Source organism: Streptococcus suis (assembly GCF_019856455.1).
Lineage (GTDB): Bacteria > Bacillota > Bacilli > Lactobacillales > Streptococcaceae > Streptococcus > Streptococcus suis_AE.
In genome coordinates this window covers 2,181,431-2,203,882 of the sequence record NZ_CP082205.1, presented here as the reverse complement: position 1 = coordinate 2,203,882, position 22,452 = coordinate 2,181,431, and the positions used below count along the sequence as shown (strand labels likewise).

Below are 22,452 nucleotides of genomic sequence, written 5' to 3'. Positions count from 1 at the left end.
TCAAAGCGCTCGCAGGGTTTTCCCTACGGGTGCTTTTTTCGTGTAATTTTTGAAAAGTATTTTTTCAAAAATTGTACACCAATTTTATTTGAGGTTTTCTTTGGATAAGGCGCTAATGAAATCTAGTAGTGTTCGTTGGAAAATGGTATAATAGGTGGAGATATAAACGTTTTCAAGGAGTAGGTTTTGGAAGAGAGCTTAATTAAATCAAAACAACGTGTTCAAAAACATGGAGAAGTCTTTACACCTGCTTGGATGGTTCAGAAAATGCTGGATACTCCTGGAGTGAAAGAAGCTTGTGAAAGTGTATATAAGACCTTTTTAGAGCCATCTGCAGGCGATGGAAATTTTTTGCAAGCAATTTTAGAGAGAAAGCTAGAGGCTGTGGTCAGACAGTATGACAAACGAAATTGGAAAACAAAGTCTTTAGTTGCTCTCTCGTCCATCTATGGCATAGAGTTTTTAGAAGATAATTTGGAAGTGGCACGTTCACGGATGTTTCTTTGTTATTTAGACTGGTACGAGCAAGCTTTTGGAACTAGACTAAATAGTAAAAATGATATCTATCAATCAGCACACTATCTTATTCATAAAAATATTGTGAGAGGAAATACTTTGACTCAGCAGCATCCAGTTACAGGGGAGCCTATCAGGTTCAATGAGTGGCAACTGGTCAAAGGTCATCCAAGTTTGGTAAGAAAAATTCCTTTTGCACTTTCAGAACTTTTGGGTAAGGAAGTAGAAGACGATCGGACAGTCGTGGAAGGACAACTGAGTTTTTTTGATATAGATGATGAATTTATGATTGAGAATGAATCTGTTAAAAAAGCAGATACGATAAAAGAGATAACCATTCAAAAAGTGTATTTACTAGGAGATTAGGCTATGATTTCAAATTTTGATTTTTTGGCAATTGATATAGATACAGCCGAGCTTTTTAGAACCATAAATATGGCTGAAGAAAATTATACACATGGGGACTATGAAGGCACGCTGACTAAGGTGAGAAAAGTTGCTGAGAATACAGCGAGGTTGGTTGCCGATAGAGAATATTTAGATATTAGTGAGCGCGCCACCTTTAATGACGTACTAAGAGAGATAAGAGACTTTATTCCCAATAAAACAATCGTCGATCACTTTTATGATATCAAGGGAAAAGGGAATAATTCTGCCCATGTCCTTAATCCAGAAGATGCGACAAAAGAAAATGCATTAAAATCACTAAAACAAGTCTTTGACATACTAGCTTGGGTCATGCTGACCTATATTGAACCGGATATTAAAGCCAGTGCAATTGGTCATTTTTTAGAACCGAGAGCACAAGAAATGTACACTACGGCTGAGCGGAAGTTTATCTATATTCAAACAGTTAACAATGAAAGTGGACTATTTAATGCCTTCGAAGGGACTCAAAAAATTGGTGAGGGTAGCATTTCTTCGGATGATATTGAGACAGATTGGTCGCCAAATAGTGACTTTTTACGTACTGTTGCCCCAAAACGTATTAATCAATACATGAAAACATCTGGTCTGCCTTACACGCTTGGTTGGGTAGAGCTTGCTTACAAAAAGGCGACCAAGTCCTGGTTTCATGATTATGATGTGCATAATGTCTTGAAGCGTTCAGGGATTAAACAGGCTGAACAACTGGAAGGAACAGAGTGGTTCAAGACGGATTTAGAGACAGCTAAGGCTGCTATTAAAGCTGTTAAAGAAGGTAGAAATTATCTAAATATTACTGCCAAAGAATCATTTATTGAAGAACCAGTTATCACCCTTCGTCCAGAACAAGAGGCAGCGGTCGAGCAGACGCAAAAAGTCTTTAAGAAAAAAGACCGAATGCTCTGGAATGCTAAAATGCGTTTTGGTAAAACCTTGACGTCCTTGCAATTGGTCAAGAATGAAGCCTTTCAAAGAGTGCTCATCATGACTCATCGTCCTGTTGTGGCGGATTCTTGGTTTGATGATTTCAAGAAAATGAAGATGAGCGCTGATGGGTATGATTATGGCTCAGTCAATCAAGGAGAAACGCTTGAAAACCTGAAGCGAGGTGAGAAACCTTTTGTGTATTTCGCTTCAATCCAATTGCTTCGGTACAATGGCGGACAAACCAATCTGAAAGATTTTGCAGATGTGGATTGGGATTTGATCATCATTGATGAAGCGCATGAGGGGACTCAGACAGAGCTTAGTGATTCGGTAATGAAAGAATTGGTCAAAGAGCATACAAAGATACTTGAACTATCTGGGACACCTTTCAATCTTTTGGAGCAATTTGATGAGGAGCAAGTCTATACTTGGGACTATGTCATGGAACAACAGGCTAAGAAGAAGTGGGAATTAGAACGTCCAAGTGAGCCAAATCCTTATGAAACTTTGCCAAAAGTATCGATGTACACTTTTGAAATGAAGCATAAGGAACGTTTTTCTGATGAGAGTAAATCGTTCAACTTTAGGGAATTTTTCCGTGTGGCTGAGGATGGTCAACTTGTTTATAAGCAAGAGGTTCGCCAATTCTTAGATAATATCACACATCCAGATAGTCGTACGAACTACCCTTTTTCAACGAAGTCTTATCGTGAAGAGTTGCGTCATACGCTTTGGCTTATGCCAGGTGTTAAGGAAGCTAATGCTTTTGAGGGCTTGCTTAAAGAACACCCTATTTTCGGGAAAGAATATAAAATTGTTAACGTTGTTCGAGGAGCAAGTAGCGATGATGGAATTGCTAACGATGCGGACATAGAGAAAGTTCGTTCTGCTATTGGTAAAGACCCTTCGCAGACAAAAACCATTACCTTGACGGTTCGTAAACTAACTACAGGTGTTAATATCCCAGAGTGGACAGCCGTCTTGTTTTTGTCAAATACCAATAGTGCCATGAACTACCTACAAGCTGCCTTTCGTGCCCAGACGCCTTTTTCTCATGAGAAATTGGGAATGAAGACGAATTGTTATGTTTTTGATTTTGCCCCTGATAGAGCCTTGACTGTCATGGCGGAGAGTGCCCAGATTAACTCAGGTGTAGGGAAGAAAAATACGCAAGCACAAAAGCAAGCTATGGCTCGTCTTCTAAACTTTATGCCAATCTTAGGGGCTTCAGACAATGGAATGAAGACCTACGATGTGGATAGAATGCTGACACAGCTCAAGAAAGTTTATGCTGAAAAGGCAGTGCGGTCAGGTTTCGAAGATGACAGTCTCTATAATGATAATCTTCTGACTTTAACCGCTGATGATGCAAGCATGTTTACCAAACTAAATGCTATCGTTGGTAAGAAACAGAGTCAAAAAACGCCTAAGAAAGTTGTAATTAATGAAAATGGATTGACAACTGAAGAGCATGAGCAAGCTGAAAAAGCTAAAAAGAAACCAAAAGCTAAACGAACAGCAGAAGATCTAGAGGTTATCGAAAAACAAAAAGAAGCGAAGAAACAGCGGAAAAATATGATTTCTATTTTACGCGGGGTTTCTATCCGTATTCCAATGATGATTTACGGCATGGCGGTCGATTTATCAAAAGATATCACCATTCAAGACTTTATCAAGCAGGTGGATGATGAATCGTGGAAAGAGTTCATGCCAAAAGGTTTCACCAAGGGAATGTTTAGTGAGATTACCAAGTATTATGATGCTGAGGTCTTTATCGAAGCGGGTCGTATCATTCGTCAGCGTGCCAAATCCTTTGATGACCTGGACTTCATCGAGCGGGCGGAGCAGATTGCGGAGTTGTTTGGGACCTTTAAAAACCCTGACAAGGAAACGGTACTGACACCGTGGCGCGTGGTCAATCTACAAGTATCTAAGTCTGTCGGTGGTTTGAACTTCTATGATGATAATTTTGAGTCGGCGACAGATGGTGCGAGGTCAAATCTTCACTGGGTGTCTAATGAAGTGACTTCATCAATCTATCAACGAGATACGAAAATCTTAGACATTAACTCGAAGACAGGTCTCTACCCTCTTCATAGCGCCATTAGCTTGTATTATCAAAGAGTGGCAGAAAATGATGACAACCATTTTGAAGCTGACCAAGTCTATCAAGAGATTTTAGCGAATAATATCTACGCTATTGCCAAAACACCAATGGCAAAAACCATTACTGAACGTACACTGACAGGCTATCGGAAGTACAAAACCAATGTGACTTATATAGAAAGCCTGACAGATACCCTAAAAACAGATGGTGAACAAGGTAAGAAACTAGTTGAGGAGGCATTTAACAAGGTGAAATTTGATGTAGTGATAGGAAATCCTCCGTATCAGGAAGAGACAATCGGGGAGAATTCTACATTTGCTCCACCTATTTATCATAAATTTATGGACTTATCTTATGAGGTGGCAGATAAAGCAGTTCTGATTACTCCAGCTCGCTTTTTGTTCAATGCAGGAAGTACACCTAAGGCATGGAATAAGAAAATGCTAGAAGATGAACATCTCAAAGTGATTTACTTTGAACAAAATTCAGCAAATATTTTCCCGAATACCGATATCAAAGGTGGAGTTGCTGTCACTTTTCGTGATGCTAATGTAAACTTTGGTGCTATTGAAACATTTACTGCGTTTGATGCCCTAAATAATATTCTACATAAGGTTGCTCCGCTGACTAAAGCTACCCTAGATAGTATTATTAGTGGACGTGGGGTGTACAAATTATCAGAAAAAGCTCTCATTGACCATCCCGAAATCGAAGATATCCAATCAAAAGGGCACAAATTTGATGTTGGTTCTGGTGCGTTTAAGATTTTGTCTGATATCCTCTATTTTGATAAAAAGCAATCTGACAATGATGTGCAAATACTTGGATTGGAAAATTTGAATCGGACATACAGATGGATTAACCAAGATTATCTAAATCCACCAGAAAGTTTTAGAAAATACAAGGTGTTCTTCCCACAAGCTAACGGAAGTGGAGCTATTGGTGAAGTAATTTCAACACCCCTAATCGGGGCACCCCTAATCGGGGCTACTGAGACTTTTTTGTCTATTGGTGGTTTTGAAACCAAAGAGGAAGCAGAGGCTTGTTTGAAGTATATCAAAACGAAGTTTGCTCGAGCCATGTTGGGAGTTTTGAAGATTACGCAAGCTACTACAAGAGATAAATGGGCGAAAGTCCCACTCCAAGACTTTACGTCTAACTCGGACATTGATTGGTCACAATCAATCGCTGAGTTAGACGTGCAACTCTACCGAAAATATGGACTTTCTCAAGAAGAAATTGACTTTATAGAAAGTAAAGTGAAGGAGATGGAGTAAGGAAAATTTGAAAACAGAGGTGTAGATGACAGAATTTAAATTTAATAAGTTAACACCATTAAACGATGTTGATATCGATGCGTCGCATGAAGCAGCGATGAATTATGCACTAGAAGATAAAGGTATTAAGAATGTAGCGATATCTGGAAATTATGGTTCAGGTAAAAGTAGTTTTATAGAGACTTATAAAAGTAAAAATGGAAGTTTTAAACCATTACATATCTCGTTGGCACACTTTTCTTCTCTGAATCACCTTGAAAATGGGAGCAATGCTCAATTGGAAATATTTCAAGGGCAGATTGAAAATAGTGATTCGCTGGAGCAAATTAATATCATTGAGGGGAAAATAATTAATCAATTGTTACATCAGATTGATGCAAAGTATATCCCGATGACTATTTTCAAGTCTAAGAAAAACCCATTATTTTCCGAAATTCTTAAACTATCTACTGCATTCCTACTATTCTTATTGCCGATTATGTTTCTATGGAATTATACTCAATTAGCCATTTTAGTTAGAGAAGGATTTCCAAACTTTCCTCACCTTGGGAGTATTATTCGTTTGTTAGCTTATCTAATTTTAACGTGCAATATGATTTATGCAGTATATAAATTATCTGAATTACAGTTAAAAAGACGATTAATCAAAAATCTTTCTTTTCGTGGGGCAAATATTTCTGGAGATATTGAAGTATTTCAAAGTGAAGAAGACTCCTATTTTGATAAATATTTAGATGATGTTTTATATCTCTTTGATAACTGTCAGAGTGATATTGTCATCTTTGAAGATATTGATCGATTTGAAACAAACCTAATCTTTGAGAAACTAAGAGAAATAAATACGCTTGTTAATAATAAGAGAAAAGATGGAAAGAAACTTTTATTCATCTATCTTATCAAAGATGATATGTTTACTTCGCAAGATAGAACTAAATTTTTTGATTTCATCATTCCAATTATTCCAGTAATTACCTCATCTAATTCAGGTGAAAAACTAGGAGAAATACTAACAAATTTAGGTGAAGCACACAGTGTTAGTAAAACAATGTTAAAACAAGTGGCGATTTACATTGATGATATGAGACTGGCGTATAATATCTGTAATGAGTTTGTTTTATATAAGAATAACTTATTTAGTCAGAAAGAAAATGATAATAATAAGCTGAATCTTTCATCAGATAAAATTTTTGCAATCATTGTTTATAAAAATATTTTTCCTAAAGATTTTTCATTACTCCAGAAAGACTCAGGATTTGTTCATCAACTTTTTAGTAAGATTGATAATTTGAGACAGCGTAATCTAGATAAAAAATCAGCAGAAATTGAGAAAATAGAAGAAAAGATAATTTCTTCTGAACAAGAATTTTCTAGGAATAAACTTGAACTTTATTCAACGTATCTGAAGGTTCCTGAGGGAAGGGTAGCTATTCGAGTAAATGGTAAAACCGAGAGTCAATTTCCTAATAGGCTAGATTTTATACGTGAAATTCTATCGGAAGATGCTGAAATTGAATCAGTTAAAGCAGATTATTATTCTCAGCTAAATGGTCGAAAAGAAGAATTAGAAGATATATTCCCGATGAATGATATTAGTTTTCAAGAGCGGTTGAGTGCTTTAGATAATCAAAATCATCTTAATGAGTTGAATTCTAATTTAGAAAAATTACGCGAAGAGTATGAAAATATTAAATCAGAAAAGTTATCTGTACTCATTAACCGTCATTTTTTCGATACTATAATGGAAGAATATTCCTACTTAAAGAAAGAGAAAAACTCTCTAATCATGCATTTATTGAGAAATGGCTATATAGATGAGAGTTTTCCAGACTATATTACTTATTTTTACCCTAATAGCCTGAAGAAGCAGGATAAAGAGTTTTTAAATGCGGTGCAAGGAGAGATTGAACTCGACTGGGATTATTCTTTGATAGAAGTTGCAGAAGTCAATGAAAGACTTGATGACTCCGATTTTACGAGAATTTATGCCTTAAATTTTGATCTGTTTGAATATCTTTTACAGAGAGAAAGTAAGAAAAGATTGGAAAGTTATTTATCAGAGACTAATGTAAAATTTGTTAACAAGTTTTTACAACAAAACTCACGACCTCTTGCAGCAAAAATTTCTGTCCTGCTCTACTTAACTGATTTAAATCAGGAAACATTAAAATTACTTTTGACATCTGATGACATTCTTGAAAAAGAAAAAATTCAGATAATTGTTTTACTGTTATCATTTATTGACTTTTCTAAAGTCGGTTGGCAAGAAGAACTACAAGAGGTAATAAACTCTTTTGTAAATAGTAACTGGTCAGATATCCAAGAAATTATTGATAATTTTAACGAGCTCCTCAATAATACTCAGATTCAAGATAATTTGAAGTTTATGGAAGTTAAAATTAAAGATTTAAGTTTTGAAGATAGCCATAAAGTGATGAGTGATTTTGTTTATGACAATAATCTTTATGATGTTAATGTTAAAAACGTTCGAAGTTTAGCTTTTTATTTGGATGATAATTTTAAACAAGACAGTTTGATAAAACAACCAATTACGACTGTTAGAAAGTTTGATAAGCTCTTTAGTTATATTGAAAAAAATATTGACCGATTTGTAACAGAGTTTATACCCTATATGAGCGATAATTTATGTGATAAGTGGCTAGATATGTATTATTTACTTAATCATAACGAAGTAACCAGTGATAATAGAATAGAGTACTTGAAGAGAGTCCAAAATAATATTTTGGATTTTGAACAATTGGATGATGCTATAATCAAGGACGCAGCTATTGCATTCAATAAAGCAAGATTTAGTACGAAAAATATTCTAGATTACTTCTGTGAATATCATAGTTGGAATGATCGATTGATTGAATTTGTAAATAACGGGGAGCACTTGGATTTTTTACAAACAGAGTTCAAGGGATTTTCAGATGAACTTCAAGAAGAATTTTTTCAAGAAACAGTTAAATGCAATCAGCTGGATAATGATAAATACAGAGAGATTATTTCTAAATTAGGATGGCATTACACTGAATTTGAATTGGAAAATATTGCAGATGAAAAAATGTCTATTCTAATTGGGACAAGATGTATATCGGATAAATTTTCAGTAGACACATTGAATTTCCTCAGAGATAATTATCAAAATCATGTTATTGAATATTTGATAGAATATATTGAGGGATACCTTTTAGAAAATGAGGGTGATACGGATGTTTATCACGAAAGTGAAATGATAAGTCTTCTTGATGAAGTGCTAACTGATGAAGATAAATTTAAAGTTATTGATAAATTTCCTAGTAGCATATCCCTATCGGATAAGAACTATTCTACAGCGGTGATTGACTATATCTTGCAAAATAAATTTGATGAAGAAGATTTGAAATTTTTTATCTCTAATTATAAAATTTTATCGATTAGTACGAAATCAATATTTAGAAAAATATTTGCTGATTATATTTCTGAGTTTTTAAATGAAATCGATTCAGTTGATAAAAGTTTGCTCTATGAAGTCATCGAGGATACAGCCATAGATATTGAACACCGTCGACTTGTATTGGCGAACTATATTGATGATTTTATACTGTTCAAAAAACAAAAACTAACGTATAATAGATTTATGAAACTTACTATCGAACAAACAAACGAATTAAAAACTTATTTGAAAGATAAAACCTATTCCCCATTTCATAGACGACTTCAAGTAATCCTATTCAGAGCAGAAGGGCTTAGTTATAAGGAAATCACTAACCTTATCGGCTATTCAAAGTATACAATCTGGTCCTTACAAGGCAAGTATGAGCTTGGTGGGATTTCAGCTCTAGTAAGAGAAACGCGAGGTGGACGGAACCGTCAATATTTAACCCTTCAAGAAGAGGAAGCATTTCTAAAAGAACAGTTAACAGCTTCACTAAATGGCGAATTTGTGACCATAAACTCTCTCTACGAAACTTATCAGAAACGGGTTGGACACCCTACGACCAAGGAAGGATTCTATGCCCTTCTGAAACGCCATGGTTGGCGCAAAGTGACGCCAAGACCAGAACACCCTAAAAAAGCAGACGCCGAAACGATTCTAGCGTCTAAAAATAAAATCTTCATTCACGAAAATAGGAAAGCGCTTCAAGAATAGTCGTCGCTATCATAAAGTCAGACTAATGTATCAAGATGAGGCGGGTTTCGGTCGGATTAGTAAAATTGGAAAGGCCTGGGCACCAAAAGGGGTGAGACCGCATGTACATAGCCACTATATTCGTGAGTATCGCTATTGCTATGGTGCTATTGATGCCCATACAGGAGAGTCCTTCTTCATTATCGCTGGGGGTTGCAATACAGATTGGATGAATGTTTTTCTCAAACAACTATCTGAAGCTTATCCTGACGATTATATTTTATTAGTGATGGACAATGCCGTTTGGCATAAATCAAGTACCTTAGAGAAACCACATAATATTGGTTTTGAGTTTATTCCTCCCTATACTCCTGAAATGAATCCAATTGAACAAGTTTGGGCTGAGATTCGAAAGAGAGGGTTTAAGAATAAAGCTTTTAAAACACTAGATGATGTGATAAACAAGCTTCAAGAAGTGATACGAGAGTTAGATTGGTCTATTTTAAAACCAATTGTTAGTAGACGATGGTTAAAAAACACTTGATTGGTTTGTTTTTGATTTTTGTTGAGTATTAGTTATCCTGAACTTTTAACTTTATTGAATAGTGTCAGACTAATGGAAATTATTACCTCTTTAACAGATAATAAAAAACCGAAAGTAGAAATAACCGGCTATAATGAATTGATTCTTGAATACCTTAAGACAAACAAAAAAATTGCCTCCTATCATCAAGAAGGAGATAGCTATAGAATTTATAGTCGGAAACATAGGTAAGGAGGTGCTTTTATATTGAAAGATAAGGATGAATTATTTTGTAAACTATCCCACTACCAATTCTCACCAGAAAACCAATACCTAGATCGAAAATCAGCCAGAAAGAAACCGTCTGAACTTCTCAAACACTTGATTGCTTTTGCCAATGCGGATGGCGGTCAACTGGTTATTGGTATTGAGGACGAGAAACAGGATAATATTATCACTGGTTTCAAGGACGGCAGGGCTTATCCCATAGACGATTTTAAAAAGATTGACCGTGAGATGCGTGAGACTCCTTTGGATTTATCTTTTGAGGAAATCCCTGTAATCAATCATAAGGGTGAAGAAGATTTCATTTTAGTTATCACTGTGGAATTGTCATCAAATCGTGTGATTGCAGCACCAAATGATGACGTTTATCTTCGTCAAGGAGATGAATCTGTCAAGTTGAGTTATGAGCAACGGACTCAACTCAGTTATGATAAAGGACAACGCTTCTTTGAAGATGAGTTCGTCCCTGATGCTAGTCTGGAAGATATTGATGAAACTATCGTACAGGATTTCAAAAGTCACTTTGATTTATCAGAGCGCTCCACAGAGGAAATTCTCAAAGCTAGACGTTTTTTGGTTAATGGAAAATTGACTAAAGCCGCCATTTTACTTTTTGGAAAGTATCCGTCAGCTTTCTTTCCCCAAGCTCGTGTTCGTTTTCAGCGATTTGATGGTACGGATATGGGAACAGGTAGTAGTTTTAATGTTATTAAGGAAGTGACTTTTGATGATGCTCTCCCAACTTTGATTATCAAGGTTCGAGATTTTATTCGTACTCAGCTTCGTGAATTTCAGTATTTGGATGACAATGGGCAATTCCAAATTTTGCCTGAGTATCCTGAATTTGCCTGGTTTGAAGGTGTTGTCAATGCTGTAACTCACCGTGATTATTCTGTCTATGGTGATCACATTCGTGTGCTTATGTTTGATGATCGACTAGAGATTCATAGCCCAGGGAAGTTACCTAATATTGTAACAGTTGAAAATATCAAGCATGAACGCTTTTCGAGAAATCCACGTATTGCTCGAACTCTGACCGAGTTCGGTTGGGTACGTGAGATGAATGAAGGTGTTAAACGTATCTACTCGGAGATGGAATCTGCATTTCTCCATGAACCTAAATTCTCAGAACCTGGGAATAAGGTTGTCCTGACGCTTGAGAACAACATTGTCAGCCGACATCTCCGTACAAGAGACAGCTTGGAAAAACAGTTCTCTGATTTTGATAACCTAAACTCAGACGAGCAGGCTATTATCCACTATATGTATAACTCAGGTAATAAAATGACAACCGCAAAAGCCATTGAGCTTACAGGCAGGAGTCGATCATTTGTTGTTAAATTACTTCATAATCTTCGTGACCTAGAAATCATTACTTGGTTTGGTTCAAGTAAAAATGACCGCAATCAGTATTATCTTTTAGTTGATAAATGATTGCAGTCAGGATACTATTAGTAATAAGAATACAGTAGAATACAGTAGAATACAGTAGAATACAGTAGAATACAGTAGAATACAGTAGAATACAGTAGAATACAGTAGAATACAGTAGAATACAGTAGAATACAGTAGAATACAGTAGAATACAGTAGAATACAGTAGAATACAGTAGAATACAGTAGAATACAGTAGAATACAGTAGAATATAGAAAAGTGGCTATCAACTTCGGTCGATAACCACTTTTCTATTTTTTATATACTCGATTTTCTTCTTTTAAGAATTGGGTAATCCTATCTTTTAATTCTTCGAAGTCACCTTGAAACGTAGCAATATCAATCGTTTTTTCCAGTCCATCGTTGAAGGAAAGATTGGATTGATATCCATTCAGTGCTAGAAACATGTGTAAAGCAAGTACAGCAGTTCGCTTGTTGGCGTTTTTGAATGGGTGCTTCTTGATTAGGTTTATCCAGATAATGGCAGCTTTACTATAAATGTCGGGATAGAGTATTTTTCCAAAAATTTCTTGTTTTGGCTGCTCAATAATCATTTGAAGGCTGTTTGGATTAGTTATCCCAACAGGTTCCTTCGGGGAATATTTTCCAATAACCATGACATTGATTTTGATAATGTCTTCGGCAGTTAGGTATTTCATTTATCTACCAGCTCTTTCAATAATTCATCGTATTGGTTCATAGCTTTTTCTAACTCTTTGTCAAAGTCAAATGTTGGCTCAGCTTTACGGATGATGATATTATTTCCTGAAGTGACGAATTCGATTTCTTCACCAATTTCTGCACCAAGCGCTTCTTTAATAGCATTTGGGATAGTGATAACAGTGCTGTTACCTGTTTTGCGTAATAAAACATTCATCGGATATACCTCCTGTATTTGTAAATACATTATACATGATATATACAAAAAACAAAAGTGAATACATTAATTTTCCTCATTTTCTAGAATCATGATAAGGGAAACTTTTATATTTTCTGGTCCGATTTTGCTTATTTTGCTTGAAAATTTACCTTATTTTGATGAGGCTAGTTGAAATTGGATGAAATTTTGAGTTTTGGAAATCCGTGAAAACGTTGATTTTAAAGGATTTTGAAATTTATTCAACTAAAAATCTTTCAAACCAGGTCTTAAGAAAGCACGTAATGTTAGTCAATTCTCTAAACGTTTACATACCTCGATATATCAACGGTTCAAAGCACTCAAGAGTCGCTTTTTTATAATTAGGTAGTTTTTATAGTTACAACGGATTTTGATTGATGTCATAATCGGTTCAGAGTCAAATCTATACCAATTGGAAATCAAAAGGATTGAGGAACTTTTGAAGGTTGAAAATGAAGCAAACATAGCTACCTTCTTTAATGGTTCTGTCAGTAGGGAGTTGTTCATGAAACACTTTTGAAACACTTTCACCATTTCTATCAATATCCCACTTAACATTTTCGCTTGTTTTTGATATACTTTAGAAAATAGGTGTTTTCAAGGGGTGATACCATGGAACTAAAAGATATTATGCATATTTTGGAAGATATGAAGGTTGGAGTTTTTGCAACTCTGGATGAGTATGGAAATCCACATGCTCGTCATGCTCATATCACTGCAGCAAACGAAGAAGGGATTTTCTTTATGACAAGCCCAGAAACGCATTTCTATGATCAATTGATGGGGGATCAAAGAGTTGCGATGACTGCTATTTCTGAGGAAGGGTACCTTATCCAGGTAGTGCGTGTAGAAGGGACTGCCAGACCTGTGGAGAACGACTATCTAAAGACAGTTTTTGCGGATAATCCTTATTATCAACATATCTATAAAGATGAGTCTAGTGATACAATGCAAGTATTTCAGATTTATGCTGGTCATGGCTTCTATCATAGCTTGACTCAAGGTCATAAGTATATCTTTTCTATTGGTCAAGGCGAGAATTCAGAGGTTCGTACACTTTGAAAACTTTGAAAACTAGATGAAGACATCTGATAAGACAAGTATATTTCAAATAATTATGATACAATACTTTTTATAAATGTTTTAGGAGTGTTTGGATAAATGAGAGAAGATATTCAGATCAATGAGCGAGCCCTTGTTTTGTCAGAACAGTTGGTAGAGGTTTTGGAATCTATTTACGATCCGGAAATTGAATTGGATATTTATAATTTGGGCTTGGTCTACGAGATAAATATTGATGAAGTTGGCTTTTGTAAGGTCATTATGACCTTTACAGACTCAGGTTGCTCTTGTGCGGATACTATGCCTGGTGAATTGGTTGCGGCCTTGAAAACGATTGATGGTATAAACGATGCACAGGTAGAGATTGTCTGGTCTCCTGCTTGGAAAATGACACGCATCAGCCGTCTAGGACGGATTACATTGGGTATTAGTCCGAAAAGAAAATGAGTTGTACTGAGCAACTCATTTTTTAAATGTTTCATCGTACTGTCTGTCTAATTCTTCCATGGTTTCATAAACAGGCTTGGGAATCATGATAACTTGTGGATCCAAATCGACCATACCATAGCTCGGGTCGATGCATTTTTCCCAATATTCCAAATGTTTTTTGTCGATATAGGATTCTGAATCTTCGACTTCAATTCCTCCTTCGGCTTGGACAGAGTACCAATAGAGGTATTCGCGTCCGTCCAATACCTCGCGGAAGATGGTTTCGACATACATTTTCTCTCCTTCAAGAGTGAGAAGGGTGTCTTCCATGTGCTCGTTGAGAAAGGCCATCCACTGGTCAACGACAGCTGACTTCCCTTCCTTGACACGGAAACGGGATAGTTCGACAGTTAGTTTCATTTTTTCTCCTTTTTTACTCGCTAAGTAATCGCACTGCAGTAACAAAGTTTTCGGGAAGGTGATAGGAGAAGACTTGTCTGTGTGAATAATTCTCAAAAATTGGTGCTGCGATATTGTCAAAAGAGAGAACGGGCTTTTGATTTACAATGACATGCTCTAGCAATTCATCTAATTTACTCCCATGGTTAATATCAAGATAGATATCGCAATTTTTTATCATATCTACTAAGACATAAGCGATGATATGTGGATAGATGAAGACATTTTCTTGGCTACTTAGTTGTTTTAAATTATTCGCGACATCTGTAAAAGCTGTGATATGGAACTCATAATCAGGAAGCTGTTTAACAAGGTATTCAATATTTTGCAACCAATGAGTATTGGTGATTATGAGTAATTTTCCCTTGCAGTGTTTTTTAGGAATCATTGTTTGAATATTTTCCCATTTTTTCAGGATGTCTGTCCAAGCTAGGAAGTGATAGTGCCACCATACCTCACGAAGACGTCCAGAAGAATAAGTATTCCAAGGTTTATCTCCGGAGATATAGTGCAGAATTTTAGGCAAGGGGTCTAAGCTGAGTTCAAATAGATGCTGATGGCGATAGGAAAAGGCTCCTTGATCAAATCCGATTTGAAAATTATAGGTATCATCTAACCAAATTGCTTCGTGACCTAAAACCAAGTTTAAAATAGTTTGGTCACCTTCTTGAATGGAATCCTTTTCCTGTTCTGTTTTTTCGACTAATTTAGTAGTAATATTTTCGGCTTTCCAACGTTTGTTGTTAATGAGCATCATACCGGAATTAAAACCTAGTCCGTAGCCAAATGTTGCTCGAACGACAGCTAGATAGTGTTGGCTAATGTCAATAGTGAATAAGTTGTCTAGGGAATCAGTAATGATGATGTCGCTATCTAGATACAATACTTTGTCCTCGGAGACAAATTGAGGAATAAAATATCGAGCAAAGGCCATGTATGTAATATGTGAAAAACCAGCATACCAGTCTCTATTTAGAGGGACGTCTAATAATTTTATATCGATTAAATCGCTACCAATTTGATTTAGTAACGATTTATAATGAATAAACCATTCTTTAGGGATATCCTGATTAAAAATATAAATCTTAAGATGACTATTATGAAAAATCAAGGATTTCAATGTTGTTTCGATTTGACGGATATAACCATAGTCACCCGCTAGAACTACAGCCCTCTTCTCTTCTCTTCTCTTCTCTTCTCTTCTCTTCCTTATGCGGTTGCTTATTGGAAGTCAGAGGAGAGGTCGAATCTTGTAGTTTGACCATATAGTTTCCTCCCTGTGGATTTACGAGTTCTTTTATTTTTTCCCCGTACGTTCTGGTTTCCAGAAGTCGGTAACGGCTCCTTTAGAGGCAGAGGATACAGTGTGGGCGTATTTTCCGAGAACACCACGAGAGTAGAGTGGTGGAATAACAGTTGTTTTCTTGCGTTCTTCGATTTCTTGGTCAGAAACGTGCATGGTGATTTCTTTGGTATCTTGATCAACGGTTACCAAATCTCCAGTACGGAGGTAGGCAATTGGACCACCGTCCTGAGCTTCAGGTGCGATGTGTCCAACAACCAGTCCATAGGTACCACCAGAGAAACGACCGTCTGTTAGAAGGGCTACCTTGTCACCTTGGCCTTTTCCGACAATCATAGAAGAAAGTGACAACATTTCAGGCATACCAGGACCGCCTTTTGGTCCAACATAGCGGACAACGACTACATCGCCATCGACGATTTCGTCAGTCAAGACTGCTTCAATCGCCTCTTCTTCTGAGTCAAAGACCTTGGCTGGACCTGTATGGTTGCGGACTTTCACGCCAGAAACTTTTGCAACGGCACCTTCAGGAGCCAGATTACCTTTGAGGATGATGAGTGGGCCATCTGCACGTTTTGGATTTTCAAGTGGCATGATGACATCTTGTCCTGGTGTCAAGTCTGCAAAATTCTCTAGGTTCTCGGCAACGGTTTTCCCCGTACATGTGATGCGGTCGCCATGAAGGAAGCCGTTTTTGAGCAAGTATTTCATAACCGCAGGGACGCCGCCGACATTATAGAGGTCTTGGAATACGTATTTACCAGATGGTTTGAGGTCAGCTAGGTGAGGTACTCGTTCTTGGAAATCATTGAAGTCTTCAAGTGTGAGGTCGACATTGGCAGCATGAGCGATGGCTAGAAGGTGAAGGGTAGCGTTGGTTGAACCACCGAGTGCCATGGTAACAGTGATAGCATCTTCAAAGGCTTCACGAGTCATAATATCAGATGGTTTGATACCCAGTTCTAACATGCGGACAACGGCACGACCAGCTTCTTCGATATCCGCTTTTTTCTCAGGAGATTCAGCAGGGTGAGAAGAAGATCCTGGAATGGACATGCCCATGACTTCAATGGCTGTTGCCATGGTATTGGCCGTGTACATACCACCACAACCACCAGGTCCAGGGCAGGCATTGCATTCGATTTGACGAACTTCTTCAGCGGTTAAGTCGCCGTTGTTCCATTTTCCGATTCCTTCAAAGACAGAAACCAAGTCAATATCTTTACCATTTAGGTTACCTGGTGCGATGGTTCCACCGTAGGCAAAGATAGCAGGAATATCCATATTGGCGATAGCAATCATAGAACCAGGCATGTTTTTGTCACAGCCACCGATTGCGACAAAGGCATCCACGTTGTGACCTCCCATAGCTGCCTCAATAGAGTCAGCTATGATATCACGAGAAGTCAGTGAGAAGCGCATACCAGGAGTTCCCATAGCGATTCCGTCTGCAACGGTGATGGTACCGTATTGGACAGGCCAGGCACCTGCCTCTTTGACGCCTTCTTTGGCTAATTTTCCAAAGTCGTGAAGGTGGATGTTACAGGGTGTATTTTCAGCCCAAGTCGAAATAACCCCAACAATCGGTTTTTCAAAACTATCATCGGTCATTCCAGTTGCTCTTAACATAGCACGGTTAGGTGATTTGACCATCGAATCGTAGACAGAGCTACGATGACGGAGGTTTTTTAGTGTTTCTTTTTCGGTCATTACTCTTCTCCCTATCTTATTTCACCCATTATATCATAGATATGAAAGAAACGATAAAAGATTTGATAACTAATTGGAAATTTCCGAATTTTTCAATAATTCATTCTACAGTAAAAGGCATCTAAGATGTTAAGTGCCCTTGCAATTAATTTGTAGATTAAGTGGTCGTTTTTCGATAATTGTTTGCGGATGGATTGATGAAAAGACCTACTAAAGATAGAACTAAGAATCCTGCGCCGATGTACCAATAAGGTTGATCTAAGGTAGTTGAACGTCCAGATAGGTTGATAATGCCTCGGAGAAGACAACCAGCTGTAATAGTTGCAACGCCAGAATTCCACAAATTATAAGAGAGACGTGAAAGAGTAGGCATAAGTTGCAGCAAACCGAGTAACACAGCTCCGCCAATCAGGGTCACACAGAACATATAATGCATGAAGATTGAAACTTCGCCATAGCTGAGACTTTCATAGATTCGACTGAAAATAAACAGGAAAGCTGTTATTGCTAAGTAGGAGATAAATGTTCTTGAAACTCTTGTAGTTGAATTAGTAACCGATGTAGATAATGTCACTCACCGCCCTTTCTGAGATAGTATTTCCGTTTGTTGTTGGATTGTTGATGACTTGGCCGTTGAAGTAGAGGGTTGACGAACCACCACCGTCAAGGTTATAGGCTGTTTGGGCACCATACTGCTTCATAACCTCGGCCATTTGATAGAGAGAAAGTCCTTGACTTTCAGATGTTCGCCCATCGGCCACGACGATGATATAATGGTTTTCATCGATAATTCCGATAGCAGAACGAGGATTGGATGACATTGCACGTCCGACTTCTGTTGAAGTATCGGCGACAATTTCGCCGTTTTCGACCAATGATGGACCAAATGCTAAGAGGTTGACAACGCCCTTGTCAATCAATTCTTGGGCGGTAATCTCATTTTCATAAATGACCTCAAATGAGCCATCTGCGTAGATTGCCAAGTCGCCGTAAGCTGCATTGTCCCGAACGGTGTCTCGATACAGAACTCCATTCTTAATAACATAACCAGCCGAGTTGGCTCCGTAGTAGTCACCGTTAACAGCTAAGATAGCATTGTTTGCTGCCACTGTCTCTGAGGTTTTAGCTGTTACGTTTGTACCGTAAGTGTTTTGTGCAAGTGCTGTTTTTAAATACTCGGGTGAGCTGACTTGAATATCTGCGACGTAAACAGTTGTGTTGTTGGTAGTGATAGTCTCTAAGTTGATTTGGATATTGTCATCAGTGTAACTAGTATCCGTTGTAGAGACATTCGTTGCAGTGGTTGCGGCAGTTGACGACGATGAAGTAGCTGTGTTCTGGCTATTGGCTGTGGCATTACTTGCAGCAACCGTTGTGATAGCCTCGGAAAGCACGAAGGTTTTTAACATGGAGTAAGTAAAGCCTCCTGTCAAAAGCATTCCGAAGATGGATGCGTAGGCAAAGGGTTTTTTAAGCAATTTCATGGGAAAATGATTTCCTTTCTTTAAAAATAATATTCTTTTGAACAAACCAAGAGGCTAGGAAAAGGAAGATACCAACTGCAAGTTTGACAATGTAGAGGTTGAGTCCTAGAATTTGGTGGAAGAGATAGAGGAGGGCTGTATCGCAAAGGAAGAGGACAAGGGCTAGTGTAAAGTAGCCTGCGCCTGTTCGTGCGATGCTCTCTTCACTGTTAAAGACTAATTTCTTATTAAGTGCAAAATTACAGATAGCACTACAAATGCGAGCAATCGTGTTTGCGACCAATAAGCGTAGAGCAGTTGGTAAGCTAGTGAGTAGTAATAAGGCAAGTGCATACACTCCGTAGTCAACTAGAAATCCACCAAAAGATGCCAGGGCAAATTTGAAGAGATTTTTGTAAATGAGCAGTCCATCTTTTATGGGACGAAAATGCGAACTGGCATTATCATCGATATAAATAGTTTGAATTGGAACTTCCGTAATTTTATAGCGTTGACTTGCCTGAGTTAACATGTTCATCTCGTACTCATAGCGGTCGCCTTCAATATCTAACATGAATGGAATTAAGTCAGTATGGAAACCACGCAAGCCTGTTTGGGTATCGGACACATTGACACCCGTTTGTAGTCTAAACAATACTCTGGTTAGTTTGTTACCAAATCGGCTACGGAGCGGGATGTCCTTAGTAAATTGACGAACACCAAGAATCAGGCGGCTTGGTAGATTCATGGCGGCGCGTGCGACACGGTCTATATCATTCACAGCGTGTTGACCATCTGCATCAGCGGTAACAACGACACCAGGCTTTCTCAAATCTTGGATGAAACTAAAGGCAGTCCGTAAGGCTTGGCCTTTTCCTTTATTGACATCGTGGTGTAGAACAATGGCATAGGTTTTGGCGATTTCAAGAATATTTTTGGATGCGCCAGTACTACCATCATCCACAACGATGACCTGACAATTTAGCCTGTTTTTCATTATTTCTAATAGTTGGATTAATTTTTCATCTGGCTGGTAAGCCGGTATCACTACATAATACATATCCTAAACCTCATTTATTTTTCTTGTTGGGACTACAATACTGAAGTTTTCTAAAAGCAAGCTGAAACCAAGCCAGTCAAGGGATTTACTTAAGTTTTACTTAAGAAAATGTTAGGAAATCGTTAAGAAAACGAACAAATGTAGGAATTTTCAGAAAATTTCTTGACATTCTACTTCCTTGTGATAATATAGTAGATAACAAATTTGCAGAGAGGAGGAATATTCGTGCAAGAAATTCAACTAGACCAACCGCGTTCGGGGTCCTATCTCATTTTGGACACCCTGCATCAGCTAGGAGTAGACCTTGTTTTTGGTTATCCTGGTGGGGCAGTTTTGCCTCTATATGATGCTATCTATCAATATGAGGGAATCCAACATATTTTGGCTCGTCATGAACAAGGAGCGGTCCACGAGGCCGAAGGATACGCTAAATCATCAGGAAAGGTGGGCGTAGCCATTGTAACCTCTGGGCCAGGTGCTACCAATGCCATCACAGGCATTGCGGATGCAATGGGAGATAGCGTCCCTTTGTTGGTCTTTACAGGTCAAGTAGCTACACGGGGGATCGGTAAGGATGCCTTTCAAGAGGCAGATGTTTTAGGCATGACCATGCCCATTACGAAATATAATTATCAGATTCGAGATACGGCAGATATTCCTCGTGTGATTACAGAGGCGCTTCATATTGCAACAACTGGTCGTCCAGGTCCGGTTGTCATTGACGTTCCAAAAGATATTCAAGAGAGAGTAGTTGATTTTTATCACGATCCAACTGTTCAACTTCCAAGTTATCAGCCAACGATTGAACCGAATGGTTTGCAGGTTAAGAAAATTTTGAAACAGCTTAGCCAAGCTCAAAAACCAGTTATATTGGCTGGTGGTGGTGTCAATTATGCAGATGCCAATAAAGAATTAGTTGCCTTTGCAGAGCGCTACCGTATTCCAGTAGTTTCAACCCTCCTTGGATTAGGTGCAATGCCCATTGAGCATGAATTATCCTTGGCTATGGGGGGGATGCACGGGTCATACGCTGCCAATATGGCTATGGATCAGGCTGATTACATTATCAATATTGGAGCGCGATTCGATGACCGCCTAACAGGAAATCCAACAACCTATGCGCCAAATGCGACGGTAGCACATATTGATATTGATCCCGCAGAAATTGGTAAAGTTGTCAAAACGGCTATTCCAGTAGTGGGCGACGCTAAGGCAACCTTGGAAGCTCTGCTTGCTTTAGAAACAGTCGAAACAGGCTATGCTGATTGGACGGCACAAGTATTGGAAAACAAACGTCGGGCGCCATTTTGGTATGATGAAGATGAAAAGGTTATTAAGCCACAGGCGGCAATTGAGTTAATTGGTCAGTTGACGCAAGGGGATGCCATTGTCGTGACAGATGTTGGTCAACACCAGATGTGGGCTGCTCAATTCTACCCCTACAAACATGCACGTCAACTTGTAACATCTGGTGGTATGGGAACCATGGGCTTTGGTATTCCAGCAGCTATCGGCGCCAAATTAGCCAATCCAGATAAAGAAGTAATCATCTTTGTTGGTGATGGCGGCTTCCAAATGACCAACCAAGAATTGGCTATTTTGAATGGCTATGGTGTACCGATTAAGGTTGTATTGATCAATAACCACTCTCTTGGAATGGTTCGTCAATGGCAGGAATCCTTCTATGAAAAGCGTCGTAGCCAATCTGTCTTTGACGATGAACCGAATTTCCAATTGTTGGCAGAGGCCTACGGAATTAGTCATTATAGTTTTGACAATCCAGCGACTCTCAGTGAAGACATGAAAGTTATCTTAGAAGATAAACCAATGCTCATAGAGGTTCATATTTCTAATCGTGAACATGTTCAACCGATGGTGCCAGCAGGTAAGAGCAATGCAGAAATGTTGGGGGTGAAGTTCAATGCGTAGAATGTTAACAGCTAAATTGCGAAATTCATCTGGTGTTCTGAATCGTTTTACAGGTGTCCTGTCTCGTCGCCAAATCAATATTGAGTCCATCTCCGTCGGCCCAACAGAAGTAGATGGCATCTCACGTGTGACGGTGATTGTAGACGTGGCCAGTCACGATGAGGTCGAACAAATCATCAAACAGCTGAACCGCTTGATTGATGTGGTCCGTGTCCGTGATTTGACGGACATTCCCCACTTAGAGCGTGAGGTGATTCTTGTTAAAATTTCAGCTCCGCCAACAAAACGAGCAGAAATTTTAGCGATTATCCAACCCTTTAGAGCAAATGTTGTCGATGTGGCACCGCACTCCATTACCATTCAAATGACAGGTGATGGAGATAAGATTGACGCCATCCTGCGGGTGATTCAGCCTTATGGCATTAAGAATATCGCAAGAACGGGTGCGACTGGATTTAGTAGAGACTAATCCTTTTCGATAATAAAACCTATCCTGCGTTGACTTGGCTTGATGAACGTTAGTTCTATCTTCG

16 protein-coding genes and 2 pseudogenes are annotated in these 22,452 nt (G+C 38.3%); 10 read left to right on the top strand and 8 right to left on the bottom strand.

The window, feature by feature from the left end:
- Nucleotides 1-186: 186 nt before the first annotated feature.
- The 6 genes and pseudogenes from K6969_RS10560 (at nucleotide 187) to K6969_RS10540 (ending at nucleotide 11,606) form a co-directional block, all read left to right on the top strand.
- Nucleotides 187-882, top strand: coding sequence for a hypothetical protein (locus tag K6969_RS10560; RefSeq protein WP_002942225.1), 696 nt, complete (start codon nucleotides 187-189; stop codon nucleotides 880-882).
- A 3-nt stretch (nucleotides 883-885) separates the two neighbouring features.
- Entirely contained in the window at nucleotides 886-5,253 is a 4,368-nt protein-coding gene (locus K6969_RS10555; RefSeq protein ID WP_171942975.1) for an Eco57I restriction-modification methylase domain-containing protein, read from the top strand.
- A 25-nt stretch (nucleotides 5,254-5,278) separates the two neighbouring features.
- Nucleotides 5,279-6,454: pseudogene (locus K6969_RS12410) on the top strand (DNA-binding protein); the annotation flags it as partial.
- Between the two features lie 2,595 nt (nucleotides 6,455-9,049).
- A pseudogene (locus K6969_RS10550) lies at nucleotides 9,050-9,908 on the top strand (IS630 family transposase); the annotation flags it as partial.
- A gap of 72 nt (nucleotides 9,909-9,980) precedes the next feature.
- Nucleotides 9,981-10,139: a hypothetical protein gene (locus K6969_RS10545; protein ID WP_171942708.1), complete on the top strand. Its 159-nt coding sequence runs from the start codon at nucleotides 9,981-9,983 to the stop codon at nucleotides 10,137-10,139.
- Nucleotides 10,140-10,154: 15 nt separating this feature from the next.
- On the top strand, nucleotides 10,155-11,606 hold the full coding sequence (locus K6969_RS10540; protein WP_171942707.1) for an ATP-binding protein: 1,452 nt from the start codon (nucleotides 10,155-10,157) through the stop codon (nucleotides 11,604-11,606).
- A 251-nt stretch (nucleotides 11,607-11,857) separates the two neighbouring features.
- On the opposite strand, the gene K6969_RS10535 is transcribed toward K6969_RS10540, so the two are convergent.
- Both K6969_RS10535 and K6969_RS10530 read right to left on the bottom strand, forming a co-directional pair.
- A complete protein-coding gene (locus tag K6969_RS10535) occupies nucleotides 11,858-12,265 on the bottom strand; it encodes a type II toxin-antitoxin system death-on-curing family toxin (protein ID WP_171942706.1) in 408 nt (135 codons plus the stop codon).
- Entirely contained in the window at nucleotides 12,262-12,483 is a 222-nt protein-coding gene (locus K6969_RS10530) for an AbrB/MazE/SpoVT family DNA-binding domain-containing protein (RefSeq protein ID WP_029173896.1), read from the bottom strand. Before K6969_RS10530 ends, K6969_RS10535 begins: the two co-directional genes overlap by 4 nt.
- Before the next feature lie 633 nt (nucleotides 12,484-13,116).
- On the opposite strand from K6969_RS10530, the gene K6969_RS10525 reads away from it, so the two are divergent.
- Together K6969_RS10525 and K6969_RS10520 are read left to right on the top strand one after the other, a co-directional pair.
- Complete coding sequence (locus K6969_RS10525; protein ID WP_002942240.1) at nucleotides 13,117-13,566, top strand: pyridoxamine 5'-phosphate oxidase family protein; 450 nt, start codon at nucleotides 13,117-13,119, stop codon at nucleotides 13,564-13,566.
- 99 nt (nucleotides 13,567-13,665) lie between these two features.
- On the top strand, nucleotides 13,666-14,013 hold the full coding sequence (locus K6969_RS10520; RefSeq protein ID WP_171942705.1) for a metal-sulfur cluster assembly factor: 348 nt from the start codon (nucleotides 13,666-13,668) through the stop codon (nucleotides 14,011-14,013).
- 15 nt (nucleotides 14,014-14,028) lie between these two features.
- Here K6969_RS10520 and K6969_RS10515 read toward each other — a convergent pair whose 3' ends face one another.
- From K6969_RS10515 to K6969_RS10490, 6 genes are all read right to left on the bottom strand, one after another.
- Entirely contained in the window at nucleotides 14,029-14,415 is a 387-nt protein-coding gene (locus K6969_RS10515; protein WP_171942704.1) for a DUF6176 family protein, read from the bottom strand.
- 13 nt (nucleotides 14,416-14,428) lie between these two features.
- Nucleotides 14,429-15,574: a glycosyltransferase gene (locus K6969_RS10510; RefSeq protein ID WP_225620741.1), complete on the bottom strand. Its 1,146-nt coding sequence runs from the start codon at nucleotides 15,572-15,574 to the stop codon at nucleotides 14,429-14,431.
- A gap of 177 nt (nucleotides 15,575-15,751) precedes the next feature.
- Nucleotides 15,752-17,467: a dihydroxy-acid dehydratase gene (ilvD, locus tag K6969_RS10505; RefSeq protein WP_171942703.1), complete on the bottom strand. Its 1,716-nt coding sequence runs from the start codon at nucleotides 17,465-17,467 to the stop codon at nucleotides 15,752-15,754.
- Between the two features lie 157 nt (nucleotides 17,468-17,624).
- Nucleotides 17,625-18,041: a hypothetical protein gene (locus K6969_RS10500; protein ID WP_032513561.1), complete on the bottom strand. Its 417-nt coding sequence runs from the start codon at nucleotides 18,039-18,041 to the stop codon at nucleotides 17,625-17,627.
- The gene (locus tag K6969_RS10495; protein WP_053864314.1) at nucleotides 18,016-18,951 is read right to left on the bottom strand and encodes a phosphodiester glycosidase family protein; all 936 of its coding nucleotides are present in this window, start codon (nucleotides 18,949-18,951) and stop codon (nucleotides 18,016-18,018) included. The genes K6969_RS10500 and K6969_RS10495 overlap by 26 nt, the downstream gene beginning before the upstream one ends.
- On the bottom strand, nucleotides 18,938-19,990 hold the full coding sequence (locus tag K6969_RS10490) for a bifunctional glycosyltransferase family 2/GtrA family protein (protein ID WP_029173870.1): 1,053 nt from the start codon (nucleotides 19,988-19,990) through the stop codon (nucleotides 18,938-18,940). Before K6969_RS10490 ends, K6969_RS10495 begins: the two co-directional genes overlap by 14 nt.
- Nucleotides 19,991-20,215: 225 nt before the next feature.
- Between K6969_RS10490 and K6969_RS10485 the strand changes: the two genes are divergently transcribed.
- Nucleotides 20,216-21,919 carry an acetolactate synthase large subunit gene (locus tag K6969_RS10485; RefSeq protein WP_053864313.1) on the top strand — a complete coding sequence of 568 codons (1,704 nt, stop codon included), beginning with the start codon at nucleotides 20,216-20,218 and terminating at the stop codon, nucleotides 21,917-21,919.
- The gene (ilvN, locus tag K6969_RS10480) at nucleotides 21,912-22,388 is read left to right on the top strand and encodes an acetolactate synthase small subunit (RefSeq protein ID WP_321537404.1); all 477 of its coding nucleotides are present in this window, start codon (nucleotides 21,912-21,914) and stop codon (nucleotides 22,386-22,388) included. Before K6969_RS10485 ends, ilvN begins: the two co-directional genes overlap by 8 nt.
- Nucleotides 22,389-22,452: the final 64 nt, after the last annotated feature.

Excerpts from the sequence above, each read along its gene's own strand:
- K6969_RS10545 (WP_171942708.1), top strand. The coding sequence starts at position 9,981 with ATGGAAATTATTACCTCTTTAACAGATAATAAAAAACCGAAAGTAGAA.
- K6969_RS10490 (WP_029173870.1), bottom strand. The coding sequence starts at position 19,990 with ATGTATTATGTAGTGATACCGGCTTACCAGCCAGATGAAAAATTAATC.
- K6969_RS10555 (WP_171942975.1), top strand. The coding sequence starts at position 886 with ATGATTTCAAATTTTGATTTTTTGGCAATTGATATAGATACAGCCGAG.
- K6969_RS10520 (WP_171942705.1), top strand. The coding sequence starts at position 13,666 with ATGAGAGAAGATATTCAGATCAATGAGCGAGCCCTTGTTTTGTCAGAA.
- K6969_RS10495 (WP_053864314.1), bottom strand. The coding sequence starts at position 18,951 with ATGAAATTGCTTAAAAAACCCTTTGCCTACGCATCCATCTTCGGAATG.
- K6969_RS10530 (WP_029173896.1), bottom strand. The coding sequence starts at position 12,483 with ATGAATGTTTTATTACGCAAAACAGGTAACAGCACTGTTATCACTATC.
- K6969_RS10525 (WP_002942240.1), top strand. The coding sequence starts at position 13,117 with ATGGAACTAAAAGATATTATGCATATTTTGGAAGATATGAAGGTTGGA.
- K6969_RS10535 (WP_171942706.1), bottom strand. The coding sequence starts at position 12,265 with ATGAAATACCTAACTGCCGAAGACATTATCAAAATCAATGTCATGGTT.
- ilvD (WP_171942703.1), bottom strand. The coding sequence starts at position 17,467 with ATGACCGAAAAAGAAACACTAAAAAACCTCCGTCATCGTAGCTCTGTC.
- ilvN (WP_321537404.1), top strand. The coding sequence starts at position 21,912 with ATGCGTAGAATGTTAACAGCTAAATTGCGAAATTCATCTGGTGTTCTG.
- K6969_RS10515 (WP_171942704.1), bottom strand. The coding sequence starts at position 14,415 with ATGAAACTAACTGTCGAACTATCCCGTTTCCGTGTCAAGGAAGGGAAG.